Annotated in this window: 15 protein-coding genes and 1 other annotated feature; of the genes, 10 read left to right on the plus strand and 5 right to left on the minus strand. The window is 42.8% G+C overall.

The features are described 5' to 3' along the window. Positions 1-7 precede the first annotated feature (7 nt). The gene (locus tag NIE32_RS09605; protein WP_253076669.1) at positions 8-892 is read right to left on the minus strand and encodes a LysR family transcriptional regulator; all 885 of its coding nucleotides are present in this window, start codon (positions 890-892) and stop codon (positions 8-10) included. A gap of 223 nt (positions 893-1,115) precedes the next feature. On the opposite strand from NIE32_RS09605, the gene NIE32_RS09610 reads away from it, so the two are divergent. Then, entirely contained in the window at positions 1,116-2,420 is a 1,305-nt protein-coding gene (locus NIE32_RS09610) for an aspartate aminotransferase family protein (RefSeq protein WP_253076670.1), read from the plus strand. 93 nt (positions 2,421-2,513) lie between these two features. On the opposite strand, the gene NIE32_RS09615 is transcribed toward NIE32_RS09610, so the two are convergent. Both NIE32_RS09615 and NIE32_RS09620 read right to left on the minus strand, forming a co-directional pair. Then, positions 2,514-2,651, minus strand: a complete 138-nt coding sequence (locus tag NIE32_RS09615; protein ID WP_253076671.1) for a DUF5670 family protein — start codon at positions 2,649-2,651, stop codon at positions 2,514-2,516. Positions 2,652-2,720: 69 nt separating this feature from the next. Next, positions 2,721-4,055, minus strand: a complete 1,335-nt coding sequence (locus tag NIE32_RS09620; protein ID WP_253076672.1) for a gluconate:H+ symporter — start codon at positions 4,053-4,055, stop codon at positions 2,721-2,723. A gap of 583 nt (positions 4,056-4,638) precedes the next feature. Here NIE32_RS09620 and nrdD point away from each other — a divergent pair. Next, positions 4,639-6,501, plus strand: a complete 1,863-nt coding sequence (gene nrdD / locus NIE32_RS09625) for an anaerobic ribonucleoside-triphosphate reductase (protein WP_253076673.1) — start codon at positions 4,639-4,641, stop codon at positions 6,499-6,501. A 48-nt stretch (positions 6,502-6,549) separates the two neighbouring features. After that, on the plus strand, positions 6,550-7,053 hold the full coding sequence (nrdG, locus tag NIE32_RS09630; protein WP_253076674.1) for an anaerobic ribonucleoside-triphosphate reductase activating protein: 504 nt from the start codon (positions 6,550-6,552) through the stop codon (positions 7,051-7,053). 176 nt (positions 7,054-7,229) lie between these two features. Here nrdG and rnhA read toward each other — a convergent pair whose 3' ends face one another. Next, complete coding sequence (gene rnhA / locus NIE32_RS09635; protein ID WP_253076675.1) at positions 7,230-7,688, minus strand: ribonuclease HI; 459 nt, start codon at positions 7,686-7,688, stop codon at positions 7,230-7,232. Positions 7,689-7,963: 275 nt separating this feature from the next. On the opposite strand from rnhA, the gene NIE32_RS09640 reads away from it, so the two are divergent. The 3 genes from NIE32_RS09640 to NIE32_RS09650 all read left to right on the plus strand — a co-directional run bounded on the left by NIE32_RS09640 (position 7,964) and on the right by NIE32_RS09650 (position 12,332). Continuing rightward, the gene (locus NIE32_RS09640) at positions 7,964-8,902 is read left to right on the plus strand and encodes a ketopantoate reductase family protein (protein WP_253076676.1); all 939 of its coding nucleotides are present in this window, start codon (positions 7,964-7,966) and stop codon (positions 8,900-8,902) included. 34 nt (positions 8,903-8,936) lie between these two features. Next, positions 8,937-9,752, plus strand: coding sequence for a C39 family peptidase (locus tag NIE32_RS09645; RefSeq protein WP_253076677.1), 816 nt, complete (start codon positions 8,937-8,939; stop codon positions 9,750-9,752). Between the two features lie 189 nt (positions 9,753-9,941). Next, the gene (locus NIE32_RS09650) at positions 9,942-12,332 is read left to right on the plus strand and encodes an SH3 domain-containing protein (RefSeq protein ID WP_253076678.1); all 2,391 of its coding nucleotides are present in this window, start codon (positions 9,942-9,944) and stop codon (positions 12,330-12,332) included. Between the two features lie 140 nt (positions 12,333-12,472). Here the strand turns inward: NIE32_RS09650 and bacA are convergent, their stop codons facing one another. Next, positions 12,473-13,273, minus strand: coding sequence for an undecaprenyl-diphosphate phosphatase (gene bacA, locus NIE32_RS09655; protein ID WP_253076679.1), 801 nt, complete (start codon positions 13,271-13,273; stop codon positions 12,473-12,475). A 405-nt stretch (positions 13,274-13,678) separates the two neighbouring features. Next, positions 13,679-13,973 (plus strand) — a binding site (T-box leader). Positions 13,974-14,118: 145 nt separating this feature from the next. Between bacA and argC the strand changes: the two genes are divergently transcribed. Genes argC through NIE32_RS09675 form a run of 4 tightly spaced genes read left to right on the plus strand, consistent with a single transcriptional unit; the run spans position 14,119 to position 18,415 of the window. Next, on the plus strand, positions 14,119-15,156 hold the full coding sequence (argC, locus tag NIE32_RS09660; RefSeq protein WP_253076680.1) for an N-acetyl-gamma-glutamyl-phosphate reductase: 1,038 nt from the start codon (positions 14,119-14,121) through the stop codon (positions 15,154-15,156). Positions 15,157-15,169: 13 nt separating this feature from the next. After that, positions 15,170-16,396 (plus strand): bifunctional ornithine acetyltransferase/N-acetylglutamate synthase, encoded by a 1,227-nt coding sequence (argJ, locus tag NIE32_RS09665; protein ID WP_290443569.1) that lies wholly within the window; start codon positions 15,170-15,172, stop codon positions 16,394-16,396. Positions 16,397-16,422: 26 nt separating this feature from the next. Further along, positions 16,423-17,226 carry an acetylglutamate kinase gene (gene argB / locus NIE32_RS09670; protein WP_253076681.1) on the plus strand — a complete coding sequence of 268 codons (804 nt, stop codon included), beginning with the start codon at positions 16,423-16,425 and terminating at the stop codon, positions 17,224-17,226. Further along, on the plus strand, positions 17,219-18,415 hold the full coding sequence (locus NIE32_RS09675; protein ID WP_253076682.1) for an aspartate aminotransferase family protein: 1,197 nt from the start codon (positions 17,219-17,221) through the stop codon (positions 18,413-18,415). The genes argB and NIE32_RS09675 overlap by 8 nt, the downstream gene beginning before the upstream one ends. Positions 18,416-18,428: the final 13 nt, after the last annotated feature.

Consider the following 18,428-nt stretch of genomic DNA (forward strand, 5'->3'; position numbering starts at 1 on the left):
TCTGACCTTAGTGAATGGTGGTCCAATTCTGTTCGATTAGTCGAATAAGTTGCATCGTTTTTGGATCGCCGAGCTTGTGTGTTGCGATAATTAAAGAGGTTTGGATCTGGATTGGTCTCTTGTTCAAAAGGATTTCATACAACTGGCGTGAAGCCAGTTCTTTTTTAACCAGATTGCGACTGATTAATCCTACACCAATTGCATTCATGACGGCACTCTTAACCGCTTCAAGGCTGCTAGATTCCACAACCTTACGGGGGGTTATGCCGGTCTCTTGGAGATAATTGTTCATTTGCTGTTCAAAAGGACCAACAATCTCATATTTTATGAATGGGAAACGTTCAAGAAGCTCTTCAGTGGAGTGTTTGCTGTAAAGTTCCTTAGAGACAATCAAGACGAGGTCTTCCTTCTCAGAAATGACAACGTTTGTTATTCCGGATTTGGTGTAGGAGCCTGATATAATGCCAATGTCAAAGCTATTGTTATTGATGCCGTCGATTACTTTGTCACTGGTGCAAGAAACCAGTTTGATGCCTATATCCGGTTGAGTAGTTAGAAATTGGCGGATAATCGGGGGGAAATAATGGGTACAGAATGTTTCGGAAGCAGCAATCACTAATTTGCTTGCCAACTGACTTTTTTCCTGCAAGTCACTTTCCATTTTTTCAAGAATGGAAAAAAGCTGATCCGTATATTTTTTAACGATTTCGCCGTGGGCCGTCAGGTAGGTTTGGTTTCCAATTCGGAAAAATAAAGGATAACCCATTTCTTTTTCAAGTGAACGGATTTGTGCGGTTACGGTTGGCTGTGAGAAGTTTAATTGTTTGGCAGCCTTTGTGAAATTTAACAATTTTGCAGCTGACTGAAAGGTTTTCAAATTTCTGAGTTCCATTGACTGTTCCTCCAACCTTGACGGTAAATAGATAAACAAATGTTTGTTTAAATTCATTATATATGATCTTGCAGCACTTGGTCTTGAATCTCGTTTCTCTCAAAGCCATAGAGGGAAGAAAGGTCTAGAGAGATTTAGTTAAGTGCAACTAAGCTGCTGACTGTGCCAAAGGCTTGCCAGTGAACAAGTTTACTAATCTTTGATAAAAAGAGGTATCCGTATTATGCCAGAAAAAAGTATGTATGAAAAATCTTTGGATCTCTTTCCACCCGTAGCCTTGCGAGCCACGCAGCTAGGTGTTGTGAAAGGCGAAGGCGCCTATGTATGGGACGAAGAGGGAAAGAAATATCTTGATTTTGCCAGTGGGGTTGCTGTAGTCAATTGTGGTCACAATCATCCGTATATCGTTCAAAAAGCAAAAGAACAAATGGACAAACTGATTCATGGTGGGCATAATGTTGTCTATTATTCCTCTTATATTGAACTTGCTGAGAAAATTCTCGGACATGTCGGACATGATTATAAGATCTATTTTTCGAACAGTGGTGCCGAAGCCAATGAAGCGGTGATCAAATTGGCAAAGCAAGTGACCCATCGACCAGGAATCATATCTTTTAAACATAGTTTTCATGGCCGCACCTTGGCGACGGCAACGCTGACAGCTTCCAATGCGAAATATCGTCGTAATTATGAGGGATTGCTACCAAGTGTGTATTATGCCGAATATCCCTATGCAACTCGAACGGGTCTTACTGAGGAACAGGAAGTTGCACGTTGTCTCACACAACTTGAAGAAATATTTCATGACTTAATTGAACCTGAGCAAGTTGCATGCATCATTTTGGAACCTGTGCAAGGAGAAGGCGGCTATATTGTACCGCCAAAAGCTTTCCTACAGTCCATCAGAGAAATTTGTGACAAGCATGGCATCCTTCTGGCTTTTGACGAAGTACAAACTGGATTTGGCCGTACAGGCAAGATCTTCGCTTATGAAAATTTCGATGTCAAACCGGATATTATGTCACTTGCGAAAGCAATTGCTAACGGCTTTCCACTCAGTGCCATTGTGGCAAAGCGTGCGCTGATGGATCAGTGGCCGGCCGGTACTCACGGGGGTACTTTTGGTGGAAATCCTGTGGCATGCGCAGCCGGTGTCGCTGTATTTGAACTGCTTGAAGGCGGTTTGGTTGATCATGCAGCAGAAGTTGGCGATTACTTTAAGCAAAAACTTCTCGAATTAGCCGATAAGCATGATGAAGTGCTTGAAGTTCGGGGCCTCGGATTAATGATTGGCATTGAATTTGTTGACCGGAACGGAAAGCCGGATGGTGATCTGGTAAATGTAATTCGGGCAAAGGCACTTGAGAAAGGTCTGATCCTTCTCTCTTGTGGTGTTGATCATAACGTCATACGCTTTATTCCACCGCTGATCGTAACGCATGAGCAAATTGATACGGCATTTGCCCTGTTTAGTAAAAGTTTTGAAGAAGCGCTTGCCGAGACTGATCAAAAGATTCAAGCAGATTAATAACCAAAAAAGCTGGCTTATTGTCCTATTGGACAACAGGTCAGCTTTTTTTCTTTTGATCGTTGTTTTTTAAACCGATGGGGAGGTCTATTTTTATCGATGTGTGAAAAATCGAAGGATAAATAGAACGGCAGCTGCAACAAGCAGAAGATAGATCAAAGTGCCACCGATTTTAAAAAGTAATAGAACAAGCCAGATAAGCAACAAGATCCCAATGAGCGACCATATCATAGGTACTCCTCCTTTTCATATGAGCGAGTCAATGCATTCCAAAAGTATCAACAATTTTAATCAAATTAATTACATGAAAAGTGAAAAGAAACTGATGAGTAGGATACCGATGACGGATAGAACGCTGCCCATAACTGTATAAGTCTTTAATGTATCTTTAAGATTCAGATTAAAATATTCCTTGAACAGCCAAAAACCTGGATCATTCACGTGACCACAAAAAATACTTCCCGCACCTGTAGCGAGAACAATTAAAGTAGGACTAACGCCTGTGGAACCAACAAGCGGGGTGGCAACCCCGGCAGCAGTTAAGGCAGCAACTGTGCTTGAGCCGATACAGACGCGTAGAAGTACAGTCACGAGCCAAGCCAGAAGGAGGGGCGATAGAGGTGATCCTTTAAATAAATGAGCGACATAATCACCAACACCGCCTTCGATCATCACTTGTTTTAATGCACCACCTGCACCAATGATCAAAAGGAGCATGGAAATTTGGCGGATCGATTTTGTAATGGTTTTTTCTAGATCATCCATTGAACGTTTCTGACGAATACCCATGGCATATAAAGCAAACAGAACACTGATCATCATAGCAGCAGGAGGCGAACCAATGAGTACAATGATCTTTTTAATTAACGCCGGCATGGAAATAAGATCAGTCGTGAGTTCAGCGAATATCATCAAAAAAACAGGGAGAATACACGTGAAAATACTCAGCCTCAATGAAGGAAGTGTCTGACCGTCAAATTCTCTTTTTGTTTCAAGCAATTCTTCACTTCCTGAGTGGGCATATACAGTTGGCATGATTCGGAAAAGAAGTTTGTTCAACACGATACCACCAAATAGGACAGCGGGAATGGCAACGAATAGTCCTGTAAGTAGAACATAGGCGGTGTTTGCATGGTAACTTTGAACTAATGCAGTTGGCGCTGGATGTGGTGGGAGAAACCCATGTGTTGCCATTAATGTGGCAACCATCGGCATGCCGACATAGAGAAGTGGTAAGTCAAAGGCAAGTCCTATTTCGAAAATTATAGGTATGAGAAGTACCAGTCCCACTTCAAAAAAAAGCGCAATGCCGAGAATAAAGGAAGCGATGATCACAGCAAGTTGTATTCTTTTCTTTCCAAATTTTTTTGCAAGCGAAACGGCGATACGATGAGCACCACCGGCATCGGAAACCAATTTACCAAGGATGGCGCCAAGGCCGAAAATCAAGACCAGATCACCAAGCTGTGTGCCGATCCCTTTTTCAATGACCTCAGTGAGCTTTGTCAAAGGAATTCCTAATCCGATGGCGACCAGTGTGGAAACGAGTAGCAAGGATATAAATGTATTCATATTCAATTTCATAATTAATAGGAGTAACACAATGATCCCAAGTGCGACGATGACTAATGGCAAATAATCACTTCTTTTGTTGAAATTTAGTTATTTTCTGTGCAGGAAATACATAGATAGGTTGAAAAACGCGGTGTGCAAAAGATGTTAACAACGAATTTCCAGATGAAAAGAATTGACTCTTAGCGCCGGCGTGCATAGTATCTCTATACCCTTTTTCGTCAGGTTCAAACATGAACCGACATGGTAGAGGATTTCTGCTTTTTGTCGAGAACGCGAACGGAGGGCCAAATATACAGAGGAATCAGAGTGTGCCCTTTTTACCCAAGCGCCCTGTTTTTGACGCGAATCCGAAATGATGATCACTGAATCGTCAATTTTTTCATCATTCAACAGCTTGTTTCGCAATTCATTATGCCGATATAATAAATAGATTATTAGCTGCAATCACCTCATTTTTGTGAAGACGTATGAATTTGCGCTTCATCCTCATTCAAAAAGATGTCACAATTTCATTTTCCGCTCTATGATCACGAAAATCACCATAAATCACCTTTTTGATCTATATATTGTGTTTAAGATCACTTTTAAACTCTATATATTGTTGTACAATGTTTTCATAGGTTGATTTGTAGGGGGTAACGTGATGATAAAAGAACCGGTAATCCATGAGAAAACACTTGATGATAAAATACGCGACTTAATTAATATGGATGAATATGTCGCCAATGAAAATGCCAATAAAGATGAAAAGGTATTTAATACACAACGCGACTTGCTTGCAGGAGTGGCGGCAAGGGATTTTGCTCTTCGCCACATTCTTCCGGAAGAATTCGCGCACGCGCATAATCAAGGAATTATCCATTTTCATGATCTCGATTATTCACCATTTTTCTCAATGTATAACTGCATGTTGATTGACTTCAAAGGTATGCTTGAGAAAGGTTTCTCGATAGGTAATGCTGATGTGGAGCAGCCGCGTTCGATCAAAACAGCAACAGCGCTCGTTGCCCAGATCGTTGCTAATGTTTCTTCAAATATTTATGGGGGGACGTCTTTCAATCGTGCAGATGAAGTATTGGAGCCCTATGCAAAGATAAGCTTCAAAAAGTATCTGCAAACAGCAAAAGAATGGTTATCGGATCCTCAGGAGCAAGAAGACTATGCATATTCCATGACGAGAAAAGAAATCTATGATTCCATGCAGTCACTTGAATATGAAATTAATACACTTTTTTCAAGTAATGGACAAACCCCATTCTTTACATTGAATTTCGGACTTGGTCGCTCATGGTTTGCGCGTGAAATACAAAAAGCGATTTTAAAAGTGAGGATCATTGGCCTTGGCAGAGACCACAAAACGGCTGTGTTCCCTAAGCTCGTGTTTACGATTAAACGCGGCTTGAATCTTGATAAAGATGATCCAAACTATGACATTAAGAAACTCGCTTTGGAATGTTCAACGAAACGGATGTACCCCGACATATTGAATTATGATCGGATTGTTGAGGTAACCGGAGATTTTAAAGCACCGATGGGCTGTCGCTCGTTCCTTCCTTCTTATCAGGAAAATGGAGAGTATATCGCAGATGGCCGGAATAACATGGGCGTTGTGACCTTAAACATTCCACGTATTGCGATTGAATCAAATGGTGATCAAGCGGCTTTTTGGAGCCTCTTTGAAGAAAGGCTAGATCTTGTTTGTCGCGCACTTCTTTTCCGCATTCATACTCTGGATAAAGTGGAGGCAAAGAACGCGCCGATTCTCTATCAGTACGGCGCAACCGGGAAACGGCTACTGGCCAATGAACACGTTCAAGAGATTTTTAAGAACGGTCGTGCAACGGTCTCCATGGGTTATATTGGTTTGTACGAAGCAGCAACTGTATTCTACGGACCGGATTGGGAACATAATCCGGATGCGAAAGCATTCACACTGGATATTGTGAAACGGTTTAAGACGGTTTCTTTGGAATGGCGCGAGAAAACCGGTTATGCATTTAGTGTCTATGCGACACCATCAGAAAGTTTGACCGATCGATTCTGTCGTTTGGATAAGCAGCGTTTCGGAACGATTAAGGATATTACGGATAAAGATTACTATACGAACAGTTTTCATTATGATGTGCGTAAGAAGATTAATCCTTTTGAAAAAATTGATTTTGAAAAAGATTATGAGCCCTATACGGCCGGTGGCTTCATTCATTACTGTGAATTTCCTTCGCTCATTAATAATCCTGAAGGGCTTGAGACGGTGTGGGATTATACATACGACCGTGTTGGTTACTTTGGGACGAATACGCCAATCGACAAATGCTATGAATGCGGCTATGAAGGGGAATTTGAATCCACTGCGGAAGGCTTTAAGTGCCCAAGCTGCGGTAACCACAATCCGGAAACGACATCCTGTATTCGTCGACTTTGTGGTTACCTTGGCTCAGTGATTCAGCGCAAACCGATTAAGGGGCGGTTGAAGGAAATCAATTCCCGAGAGAAACAGCAGAGCTAACCATGATCAGAAGTTTTTCGGAGAATGAAAAGCTAGGAGCGAGTAGTTATGAATTACGCCGATTATAAACGTTTTGATTTTCTGAATGGGACCGGAATACGTCATTCACTTTTTGTCAGCGGATGCCATTTTCATTGCAAAGGCTGCTGGAATGCGGTCGCTTGGAATCCCCAATTCGGTCAATTGTATACAGATGAGATGGAAAATAAGATTATTGATGACCTCAATTTGCCTGAAATTGATGTTCAAGGACTTTCGCTACTTGGTGGTGAACCTTTTGATCACCCGAAAACATTAACCAAACTCGTGAAACGGGTCAATCGCGAATGTGCCGGTAAAGATATTTGGTCTTGGACCGGATTTCGATTTGAAGATCTTCTTCATGATCCTGACCGGAGGGAAATGCTGGAGCATATTGATGTGCTTGTCGATGGGCAATTTGATTTAGCGCAGAGAAATCTTAAGCTTAAATTCCGCGGTTCGGCGAACCAAAGAGTCATCAACGTAAAAGAATCACTCAAAGCAGGACAAGTTGTGTTGCAAATGAATTAATGGATCGCCACTATAGAAACTTAAAGAAACAGGTACCGGAATTGAACTGAACCCCTGAAGTTGGACAATGAAAATCCAACTTCAGGGGTTTTTGTAGTTAATATATAGAACCTCTTGAGATCTAGGGTCGACGAACATCATGCTATCGCTTAGTCTCAGCAAAGATGCACGAACGATTATTTACTGCTCTCAAGATCGTCCATAGCCAAGTTTGCCAGTTGATCTGCGCGTTCGTTATATTCGACCCCATCATGTCCTTTCACTTTGTTAAAAGAAATGTGCTCCTGTTTCTGTGCAAGGCTGTTCAGCTGCATCCACAGTTCCTTATTTTTTACTGGCTTTCCGCCGGCTGTTTTCCAGCCCTTTTTGATCCAGCCGGGGACCCAGCTTGTCATACCATTGACAACATAGGCACTGTCTATATAAAAAGAGACGGGAATCTGTTCTGTTTTTAATGCTTCTAGCGCGCGAATTGCAGCAGTCAGCTCCATCACATTATTTGTCGTGTTACTTGCACCGCCGCGCAGTTCTTTGACATGATCGCCATATCTAAGAATAGCGCCCCAACCGCCAACATTATGTTCGCTTTGATTGCCGCGACATCCACCGTCGCAATAAATAATAATTTCATTCATCGTATTCACCTGTCTCCATCAAATAGTCTTCTAAGTAATTCGCATTCGTTTTAGTGAATTCCTTTTAGAGAAAACTTCGCTCGTTCATTCTAAATCCGCATGAATCAGTATAACAAAATCATCGGCATTGCTCGAGTGCATAGGATGTTTTGCATTCTTTAACGGTAAAGTTGAGAAAAAACGCAGAAAATACTGTAAAATGGTCAGTAAGAGATAAAGAGATGGACTGCAACAGAGGCACAGACTTCTAGATATGGGATAGGGAGTGTTTGATTTTGAAAATCGCTGTGCTTGGCGCTGGGGCGATCGGTTGTTATTTTGGGGGAGTCTTGGCCAGAGAAAAAGTGGATGTAACCTTTATCGCAAAAGGTAGAACCTTAGAAAGGTTGCGCGACCATGAATTGATCATTAAGAGCATCAATGGCGATTTTACTTTGCCTGTTAAAGTAAGTGATGCAGAACAGTTGAACGCCGATATTAACTACGATTTTATTCTTCTCGCAATCAAATCAACGGCTTTAGAATGTGTCATTCCTGAGTTGCAAAAATTAACCGGACCAAGAACAAAGATCATTTGTCTGCTGAACGGTATCGGTAATGAAGAACGTCTTGCCGAGCAATTTGGTGAAGATCACGTGATTGGCGGTTCGGCATTTATATCAATCATTCGCGAAGCACCGGGGGTCGTCAATCATGTGGGGGATGGCAAATTAATCATTGGCCATTGGCAGACAGGTACAAGCGATGCTGCTTCTGAAGAAGGACTCGCTTATTTGATTGGCGTATTTAGAAAGTGCGGACTTGAAATTGAACTGTCTGAACATATTCAGCAAATTAAGTGGGAAAAATTACTTTGGAATATTACCTATAATCCGCTCACTGCACTGACAAGGACTCGTGTTGGTGAAGCATTGGCAGATCCGGATCTATACCAATTATTAAAACAGATCAGTACAGAATTTCTAACGGTAGCTGAGCGTGCCGGAATTCATATAGGCGATCAATACAAAAAAGAACTGCTGAAACCCGATGAGAAAATTCAAAATCATAAGACATCAATGCTACAGGACCTTGAAAATGGTTGCGAGATGGAACTGGATGCCATTCTTGGTTTTGTCATAAAAACAGCAAAAAGTCTGGGTTTGCAATTAAAGACGATTGAAACCATATACCATCTCCTTCGTTTTACAGACCATCATCCACTTAACGTATAAATCAATCCATAATCCTGTGAGAAAAGGGAGTACCATGAAGAAACAGAAAACATTAGCGTCAATGATGACCGTTATCATTATTTTGTGCTGTGCAGTCTTAATTACACTGCTCATTCGCGATCTGGATCGGAATAAGACACATTCAGCGCAAACGAATCATTCACAAATTCAGCAAACAAAACCATCCTCACCAGTAATCAAGAAGGATAAGGTGATAAAAAAGAAACACAAAGCAAAACCCTCAGTTAAAGAGAAAAAGCTAACTGCACCGTATGTGAGTCAAAAACCTGAACTGCCGAACGGATGTGAGGTGACGAGTCTGACCATGCTGTTGCAATCGGCTGGGATCAAAGTAGACAAGTTAACACTTGCCGGGCAAATAAAAAAGGTCCCCTTTCAATCAGGGGGATTTATGGGTAATCCGAACGAAGGCTTCGTCGGAAATATGTATCATGGGAGCCGTAATAATCCAGGCTACGCAGTCTACCATGGACCGGTAGCAGATTTGGCGAGCCGATATCTCGGTCACCGCGTGAAAGATCTGACAGGAGATGCGTGGGAGGACATTGAGAAACAGATTGCTTCAGGGGTTCCTGTGTGGACGATTACAAGTATTAATTTTCAACCGGTCCCTAAAGGATCCTGGCGAGAGTGGCATACAAAGCAAGGCACAATACAGATCACCTTTCAAGAACATTCGGTTTTAGTTACCGGATATGACGAGGATTATGTGTACTTTAACGATCCGCTAGCGGGCGGACCGGGGAGCAAGGCAAGTAAAGCTGCATTTGTAAAAGCATGGAAACAATTTGGCAGACAGGCCATTTCTTATACGCCTGAATCCCATTGATGGGAAGAGGAGTCTCAAAAGTTTATAGGCTGAGAGGCCCTTTTTTTATGTCCTCAGACGTATCTTTTATTAAACGTTTAGTAAGAATCCTTTAAAAACAACACTTTAGACTAAACAATTTCCATAACTTTCCGATATAATATTAAAAATATTATCTTTCATTTTTAATAAACTCGGGGGTGGCTTACTTTGAGCCCAAATCGTAATCTAACTATTATAGGGACAGTTGCTGCAGCAGCAGCCGTCGCGGCTGTTACAGGAGCGCCTTCACACGCATCTGCAGACACATTTACACCCTACAAAGGACAGGCGACCGCGAATTTAAATGTCCGGAGTACACCAAGTACGGACCAACAACAGATTGGCATGTTGAAGAAAAATCAGACTTTTGATGTGATTGGAATAGATAAAAAGAGCGAAAAAGGAAATTGGTTGAAGATTAAGTATGAAGGAAAAACCGCCTATGTTGATGGTTATTATGTGACTCATGCGACGACCACAACACCCCATATGCCCACATTATCCGTTCAATCGGTAGGAAATTATCAAGCGATGACGACTGAGAATTTAAATGTTCGACTTTTACCATCTTTGAAAGGGACAGTGCTGACCACATTGAAAAAAGGAACGACTGTCACGGTTACGGGAAAGACAACGGATGGTTGGCTTCAGATCAAGTATAGGGATGGATCAGCCTACGTTTCTGCTGACTTTATAAAAACAGCTGGCACTTCTTCAGTGAATAATTCAACGGTTCGTGCAACAGTGTACACAGGAACGACGACGGACAATTTGAACGTACGGCAAGGATCCTCAACCTCAACCAAAGTGCTGACAACCTTGAAAAAAGGAAGCAGTGTAGAAGTTGTGGGGACGAGCGGCAGCTGGTTGAAAATTAAGTATAATGGCGGAACGGCCTATGTCTCGGGAAGCTATGTGAAGAAGGCAGGAAGCAGTTCAACCGGAATGGGAAGCAGTAACGCACCGGTACTGTACACGGGAACGACAACAGATAACTTGAACGTACGGCAAGGGGCCTCAACCTCAACCAAAGTGCTGACAACCTTGAAAAAAGGAAGCAGTGTAGAAGTTGTGGGGACGAGCGGCAGCTGGTTGAAAATTAAGTATAATGGCGGAACGGCCTATGTCTCGGGAAGCTATGTGAAAAAGGCAGGAAGCAGTTCAACCGGAACGGGAAGCAGTAACGCACCGGTACTGTACACGGGAACGACAACAGACAATTTGAACGTACGGCAAGGATCCTCAACCTCAACCAAAGTGCTGACAACCTTGAAAAAAGGAAGCAGTGTAGAAGTTGTGGGGACGAGCGGCAACTGGTTGAAAATTAAGTATAACGGTGGAACGGCCTATGTCTCGGAAAGCTATGTGAAAAAGGCAGGAAGCAGTTCAACCGGAACGGGAAGCAGTAACGCACCGGTACTGTACACGGGAACGACGACAGATAACTTGAACGTGCGACAAGGATCCTCAACCGCGGCCAAAGTGCTGACAACCTTGAAAAAAGGAAGCAGTGTAGAAGTTGTAGGGACGAGTGGCAGCTGGTTGAAGATTAACTATAACGGCGGAACGGCCTATGTCTCGGGAAGCTATGTTTCCAAACCGGGGAGTGAAGGAACAACAGACGGCAACTCAGATAGCTCCTCCGGTTCTTCATCAGAGACAAAGAAAATGGGGCTCATCACAACTGGGGTTAATTTCCGTCAAGGAGCCGGCACTTCTTATCAAACTTATGGAGTGCTGAATGCAGGAACATTGGTGGAAATTCTCGCTGATGCACCTGAAGGATGGGTTAAAGTAAGCTATAACGGTAAAGACGGTTATATTTACGGACAATACGTGAAAGATGAAACGACGACCACGATCAAAGAAGGCAACGCCGCTTATGTCACGACCAAATACCCAATTTCCTTTGGACAGGCATTGGCGAAAGAGCAGAAAGTAAATGGCAGTTCAAGTCTGGCTTACTACCTGAACCCAAAGAACTTTACCAAAAGCAGTATTGAATACTATCAATTCCTTCAAATCTCATCCCTGGCGAATCTCTCGTTAAATGATGTAAACGCAATGTTGAGCGGCAAGGGCATTCTGTCTGGTCAAGGCGCTGCATTTATTCAAGCAGCCAAAGATTATAAAGTTAACGAAGTGTATCTCGTTTCACATGCATTGCTTGAAACAGGTAACGGAGTATCGATACTGGCAAACGGTCAAAATTACAATGGCGTAAAGGTTTACAACATGTTCGGGATTGGCGCGTACGATGGCAGTGCGAATAAGAGTGGTGCCGCTTATGCATACAAGCATGGTTGGACCAGCCCAGCAAAGGCTATCGAAGGAGGAGCAGAGTGGATTGCGGCAAATTACATCTACAACTCCACCTATCGGCAAGATACACTTTATAAGATGCGTTGGAATCCTGATGCACTCATTATGGGAAGTGCGGCTCATCAGTACGCAACCGATGTCGGATGGGCAGTCAAGCAGACCCAGAATTTTGAAAAAATGTATGCCATTCTTTCTAAGTACAATCTCGTATTTGATGTTCCCGAGTATGCAAACTGATCGATGCGCTACCAATGTAAATAAAAAGGTTCGAAGAGCAATTATCTTCTCTTCGAACCTTTTTCTATTCCATTACTTTTTTTAAACCAACATCCAGCTCATGAAATGAGACACCAAGGTCATTGCTATGAGAGGATTCATTAGAGTAACAGGAAGAGCGCGAAAGCTATGGCCAAAATAAAACGGTAAATGGCGAACGGAACTAACGTAAAACGTCTCAATAATTTAAGGAAGAAGACAATGGCAAACATCGCAACGATAAATGCTGTGATAAAACCTGTAGCGAATAACGGAATATCACTGACATGAAGAAAGCTAAGACTTTGCACGAAATCAAGCCCGCTTGCGCCTATCATCATTGGAACGGCAAGAATAAATGAGAATTCTGCCGCTGTTTTTCTTTCAACACCGGCAATAAGCCCACCCGCAATCGTAGAACCGGAGCGAGAGAAACCGGACCAAAGTGACAAACATTGAAAGAGTCCGATCACGAAAGCTTGTTTGTAGGAAAGCTCTTTCGTACCGCTATACGTATGCTTTTTGGCAATACGTTCGGCAATGATCATCAAAATACCACCGACAACGAGGGCAATCAGTACACTTTTAGGCGAAAACAAGTATTCTTTGATAAAGTCGCGCAATAGAAATCCAAGGATGATGGCAGGGATACCCGCGACAATAATATGCAGTAGATTCAAATGCTCCGGACCACTTTTCGGTTCGTTACGATACAGTCCGAAAAGACTCCATAATCTTTTCCAGTAAAGTACAACGACAGCCATAATTGAGCCTAATTGAATAATAACTTCGAAGGTTTTCGCTCGATCACCGGTGAAGTGAAGTAAATCAGCGGCAAGGATCAAATGTCCTGTAGAAGAAACAGGGGCGAATTCAGTCAACCCTTCAACTGCACCAAGGATGATCGCAATCAATTGTTCCATAAAGTCATTCACCAACCTAAATCTTAAGTATTTTCGTTCTTCAAACAAGCTTTATCATTATAGCATATTCATCTTTCTCAACTTTAATCTAGTAAAAATACAATAGATTAAATTTTTCTCATCAAGTAAAAGGTATAAATTTTTTTGTGTAAAAATGTAGCGGAGATGTGAGACGCCTGCGGCAAGCGAGCAATCGAAGCTAATTCGATGCAAGATCAAGGACCGTGCGTTTTTTTGCCCGGTTTTTCTTATCATAGAGAAATGTCTCTGATTGTGACTAGACATACAAACAATAAATAGAGAATAAATGTAATTTTAGAAAACAAATTTCAAATTAGGGTTGACTTATGTGATCAGCAAGGTATAATAAAAGTCACACAAGTTAGAAATAACTGAAATGGAAGTTAATAGCCAGTGAAGAAGAGAGTAACAGTGAAGGACTGCTCAAGCGAGCCGGGTTGATGGAAGCCGGTGTAGCCAAATCTGTGAAACGCACTTCTGAGGTGACGGCCTGAAAATAGTAGGGTTGTCCGGGAACTCCCGTTACAGAGTCTTAAGCAGATTCCCCATTTTGAACAGAGGTTCAAAAAGAAGGATAAATGGCCGATACACAATTGTTTTGGAGTCGGAATTTAGTACCTTTGATGAGGGAATAACCAGAGTGGTACCGCGGGCAAAGTGAACAACGCTCGTCTCTTTTCTATCGAAAAGAGGCGGGCGTATTTTATTTTCTATTGCCCGGATGAACATGTAGTGGAGTGCCGCTATACATTAATAGTTTATCTATCTGAAGTGTTAATGCGGTGATTTGTGAAATAATTGTTGCTAAATTGGAGGCTTTACAGGTGAAAGCAGGTATTGTAGGAGCAAATGGATATAGCGGCATTGAATTGATTCGGTTGCTGCTGAACCATCCGCAGATCAAATTGGAGATGCTGATTTCTCATTCGACGAATGGAGAGAACATACAGGATATTTATCCACATCTCACAGGAGTCATTGAAAAGACCTTAGAAGATTTTGACGCGGATGAACTGGCAGACAGGACGGATGTAGTATTCTTTGCCACTCCTGCAGGTGTCAGCAAAGATTTGCTTCCTGAGTGCTTAAAGCGTGGTCTTATCTGTATCGATCTCTCAGGCGACTTTAGATTGAATGAAGCTCAGGAATATACCGATTGGTATCACAATCAACCGGCAGACCCAACGCTCCTAAATGATGCAATTTACGGATTGGCGGAAATTAACCGCAAACAAATTGAAGGTGCGAGGTTCATCGCAAATCCAGGATGTTACCCAACCGCAACCCTGCTCGGATTAGCGCCTGTTCTGACGCATGACTTTATTGATCTAAATTCAATTATCATCGATGGAAAATCAGGTGTTTCCGGTTCCGGGAAAAAAGCTATTACCGGAAATCTTTTTAGTGAAGTTAACGAGAATGTGAAAGCATACAAACTTGGACAGCATCAGCATACCCCGGAAATTGAACAGACCATTGCACAAATCAGCGGTGAGAAACATCCAATTACATTTACAACGCATCTTGTCCCTATGACTCGGGGGCTGATGTGTACGATCTATGCCACTTTGGATCAGGGATTCTCAACTCGAGAACTTTTAGATCATTACGAAAAATTTTACGAAAAATCACCTTTCGTTCGAATAAGGCCCCTGGGTACTTGGCCATCAACTAAAGAAGTACTTGGCTCAAATTTCTGTGATATCGGGCTAAATGTTGACGGAAGGACGAGACGCTTAACCATTATTTCAGTAATCGATAATGTGGTTAAAGGTGCAGCAGGCCAGGCCGTACAGAACTTGAATATTATTAAGGGCTGGGATGAACAAACAGGGCTTTCGTTCACCCCGATCTATCCGTGAGAGGGTGACGATGATGGAAGAAACAATGATCAATCATGCAACATTTATTCAGATAGAGGACGGAAGTGTTGGTACGCCAAAAGGGTATAAAACCGGAGGGCAGCACATAGGATTACGAACCAAACTTCCGGATATGGGATGGATCTATTCAGAAGTCCCTGCATCTGCTGCCGGCGTGTATACAACAAACTTGTTTCAGGCCGCTCCGCTTCAAGTGACGAAAGCGAGTATCGCTGAGCAACAGAAACTTCAAGCAATATTAGTGAACACGGTGAGTGCAAATTCATGTACTGGGCAACAGGGCATTGATAATGCGTATACAACGAGAAAGTGGATGGCTGAACATTTAGGGATCTCTGATCACCTTGTTGGGGTTGCTTCAACCGGTGTAATCGGTCTGCAGTTGGCGATGGATAAGATGAAGCATGGGATTGATCAGATCACATTGGATCTTCCGAAAGCTCCATTTGAAAAGGCAATTTTGACAACAGATACGAAAACAAAACATCTTGCCGTTCAATTTGAAATTGACGGACAGAACGTGACGATCGGCGGTGCTTGTAAAGGTTCAGGCATGATCCACCCGAACATGGCGACAATGCTCGGCTTTGTGACAACCGATGCGGCAGTGGAGCCGGATGAATTGAAACAAGCGCTAAAAGCAGTGGTTGACAAGACTTTTAACCGGATCACTGTGGATGGCGATACAAGTACCAACGATATGGTACTTGTTCTTGCCAACGGTCTTGCCGCAAACAAACCATTAAGTGCACAGCATCCGCAGTGGCCGGTCTTTGTAAAAGGTTTGGAAATGGTGTGCCAAGGTCTTGCAAAGTATATCGCTGCAGATGGTGAAGGAGCAACGAAATTGATTGAGGTGCAAGTGAGTGGTGCAAAAGATGATCACTCTGCTGAAGTCATCAGTAAATCAATTATCGGCTCGAGCCTAGTTAAGACGGCAGTCTTCGGAAGCGACGCAAACTGGGGCAGAGTGATCTGTGCAATGGGTTACAGCGGAGAGTCTTTCGATACAAATAAAGTATCCATGGCTCTCGGCGATATCGTCCTTTTTCAAAACGGTATGCCCGTTGATTTTGACGAAGAGCAAGCAATCAAGTATTTGAATGGCCATAACGTTGTGATTAAGGCAATGCTTGGCGAAGGCAATGGCAAAGCGGTTGCCTGGGGATGCGACCTCACTTATAACTACGTGAAAATAAATGCATCGTACCGTTCGTGAGCAACTACATGATGAGGAGGATGACAATGAATCGCTATCTTGTGATTAAATGCGGAGGCAGCGTCTTTGAGAAATTAACCCCTGCCTTTTTCAAAAGCATACAAACCATTCAGGCGGAAGGTGAATGGTTGCCGGTTATTGTGCATGGCGGTGGTCCGGCTATTTCACAGATGCTGAATAAATTGGCAATCCCAACCGTTTTTCACCATGGACTCCGGGTAACCACACAGGAAGTACTTGATGTTGCAGAAATGGTACTGAGCGGAACGATGAACAAACAGCTCGTATCGCAGATCAATGTCTCCGGTGGTAAAGCCATTGGATTGAGCGGCATCGATGGCGGGTTGTTCAAAGCAAAACCAATTGCATTGTCCACGTTGGGATTTGTTGGAGAAATCACAGCGGTGGATCCAGGAATCATTCAATTCCTTTGTGAACAAGGACTCATTCCAGTGATCTCTCCAATCTCCATGGACGAGAACGGACAACATTATAACATTAATGCTGATCAGGGAGCCGCTGCGATTGCATCGGCACTGAATGGAAAACTTTGTTTTATAAGTGATGTTCCCGGTATATTGGTTGAGAAAAACGGTGAACTAACGGCTTTGAAACAGGTATCTGATTTGGAAATTGAGAGACTCATTAAGATGAAACAAATCAGTGGCGGCATGATTCCAAAAGCGAAAGCAGCTGTGGACAGCTTAAAACAAAATGTTCAAGAAGTTGTTATTGTGAATGGCATGATGCCGGAATGCTTGATTGACTATACAAAAGGCGTCGAAGTTGGTACGAAAATATTTCTAGAGGAGGAAGCACTTCATGCTTGAGACAAAATCAGAGCACGTTGCACCCGTGATGGCCGCTTATGGACGGTTCCCCATTACAATCGAAAAAGGTAAAGGCAGTTATGTTTGGGACAGTGAAGGTACAAAATATCTTGATTTTACAGCTGGTATTGCAGTTCTTGCACTCGGTCATGTGCCGGATGCCGTTGAGGAAGCATTGAAAAAACAATTGGATACACTTTGGCACTGCTCTAATCTGTATCACATTGAATCACAAGAGAAATTGGCTGCCATGCTCACCGAACATTCATGCTGTGATCAAGTCTTTTTCTGCAACAGCGGTGCGGAAGCAAATGAAGGTGCAATCAAATTGGCACGCCGTTATGCTAATCTTGTTTTGCACAAACCAGAAGGACATATTGTGACCTTTAATCATTCCTTCCATGGGCGTACATTAGCGACGATGACAGCTACTGCACAGGAGAAAATTCAAAGTGGGTTTGGTCCACTGGTCCCCGGATTTAAATACCTTCCTTATAATACGGATTCATCAGTGCAGGCGATAAAAGAGGATTCAGAATGTATTGGTGTGATGCTGGAGATGGTTCAAGGTGAAGGAGGCGTCATTCCGGCAGACAAGACTTGGGCACAGAACCTTGCGGCAGTTTGCAAAGAAAAAGGAATTCCGTTAATTGTCGATGAAGTGCAGACAGGAATTGGTCGAACAGGTACGCTCTTCGCCTATGAACACTATGGCATTGAACCGGACATTTTGACAGTAGCCAAAGCACTTGGTTCAGGAATTCCAATTGGTGCATTTCTCGCCAAAAAACAAATCTCTCAATTGTTCACACCGGGTACGCATGGTTCCACATTCGGCGGAAATCCTTTTTCAACCGCAGCCGGTGTGGCGACACTTGAAGCTTTTGAAAAGCAAGATGTGCTGGCAAAATGTACAGCAAACGCCAACGATTTAACGATGAAATTGAACGAGATTAAAGAGAAGTATCCAGATCAGATCAAATCCGTTCGAGGTCTTGGACTCTTGATTGGTGTAGAGACTGCTGCACCGGCAATTTCAATTGTGAATGAGCTGCGAGAAAACTATCAGGTACTCATTTTGACTGCCGGAAAGCACGTGTTGCGTATTTTGCCACCGCTTGTTACAAATGAATCGGAAATTGATGCATTTATCGCTGCTTTTACTAATGTTTTAATCGAACACGCATAAGGAGGCGGCAGAT

Origin of the sequence: Sporolactobacillus kofuensis, assembly GCF_024125425.1 — a bacterium.
In the GTDB taxonomy this organism is placed as follows: Bacteria; Bacillota; Bacilli; order Bacillales; family Sporolactobacillaceae; genus Sporolactobacillus; species Sporolactobacillus kofuensis.

Excerpts from the sequence above, each read along its gene's own strand:
- NIE32_RS09605 (WP_253076669.1), bottom strand. The coding sequence starts at position 892 with ATGGAACTCAGAAATTTGAAAACCTTTCAGTCAGCTGCAAAATTGTTA.
- NIE32_RS09610 (WP_253076670.1), top strand. The coding sequence starts at position 1,116 with ATGCCAGAAAAAAGTATGTATGAAAAATCTTTGGATCTCTTTCCACCC.
- NIE32_RS09615 (WP_253076671.1), bottom strand. The coding sequence starts at position 2,651 with ATGATATGGTCGCTCATTGGGATCTTGTTGCTTATCTGGCTTGTTCTA.
- nrdD (WP_253076673.1), top strand. The coding sequence starts at position 4,639 with ATGATAAAAGAACCGGTAATCCATGAGAAAACACTTGATGATAAAATA.
- nrdG (WP_253076674.1), top strand. The coding sequence starts at position 6,550 with ATGAATTACGCCGATTATAAACGTTTTGATTTTCTGAATGGGACCGGA.
- rnhA (WP_253076675.1), bottom strand. The coding sequence starts at position 7,688 with ATGAATGAAATTATTATTTATTGCGACGGTGGATGTCGCGGCAATCAA.
- NIE32_RS09645 (WP_253076677.1), top strand. The coding sequence starts at position 8,937 with ATGAAGAAACAGAAAACATTAGCGTCAATGATGACCGTTATCATTATT.
- bacA (WP_253076679.1), bottom strand. The coding sequence starts at position 13,273 with ATGGAACAATTGATTGCGATCATCCTTGGTGCAGTTGAAGGGTTGACT.
- argJ (WP_290443569.1), top strand. The coding sequence starts at position 15,170 with ATGGAAGAAACAATGATCAATCATGCAACATTTATTCAGATAGAGGAC.
- argB (WP_253076681.1), top strand. The coding sequence starts at position 16,423 with ATGAATCGCTATCTTGTGATTAAATGCGGAGGCAGCGTCTTTGAGAAA.
- NIE32_RS09675 (WP_253076682.1), top strand. The coding sequence starts at position 17,219 with ATGCTTGAGACAAAATCAGAGCACGTTGCACCCGTGATGGCCGCTTAT.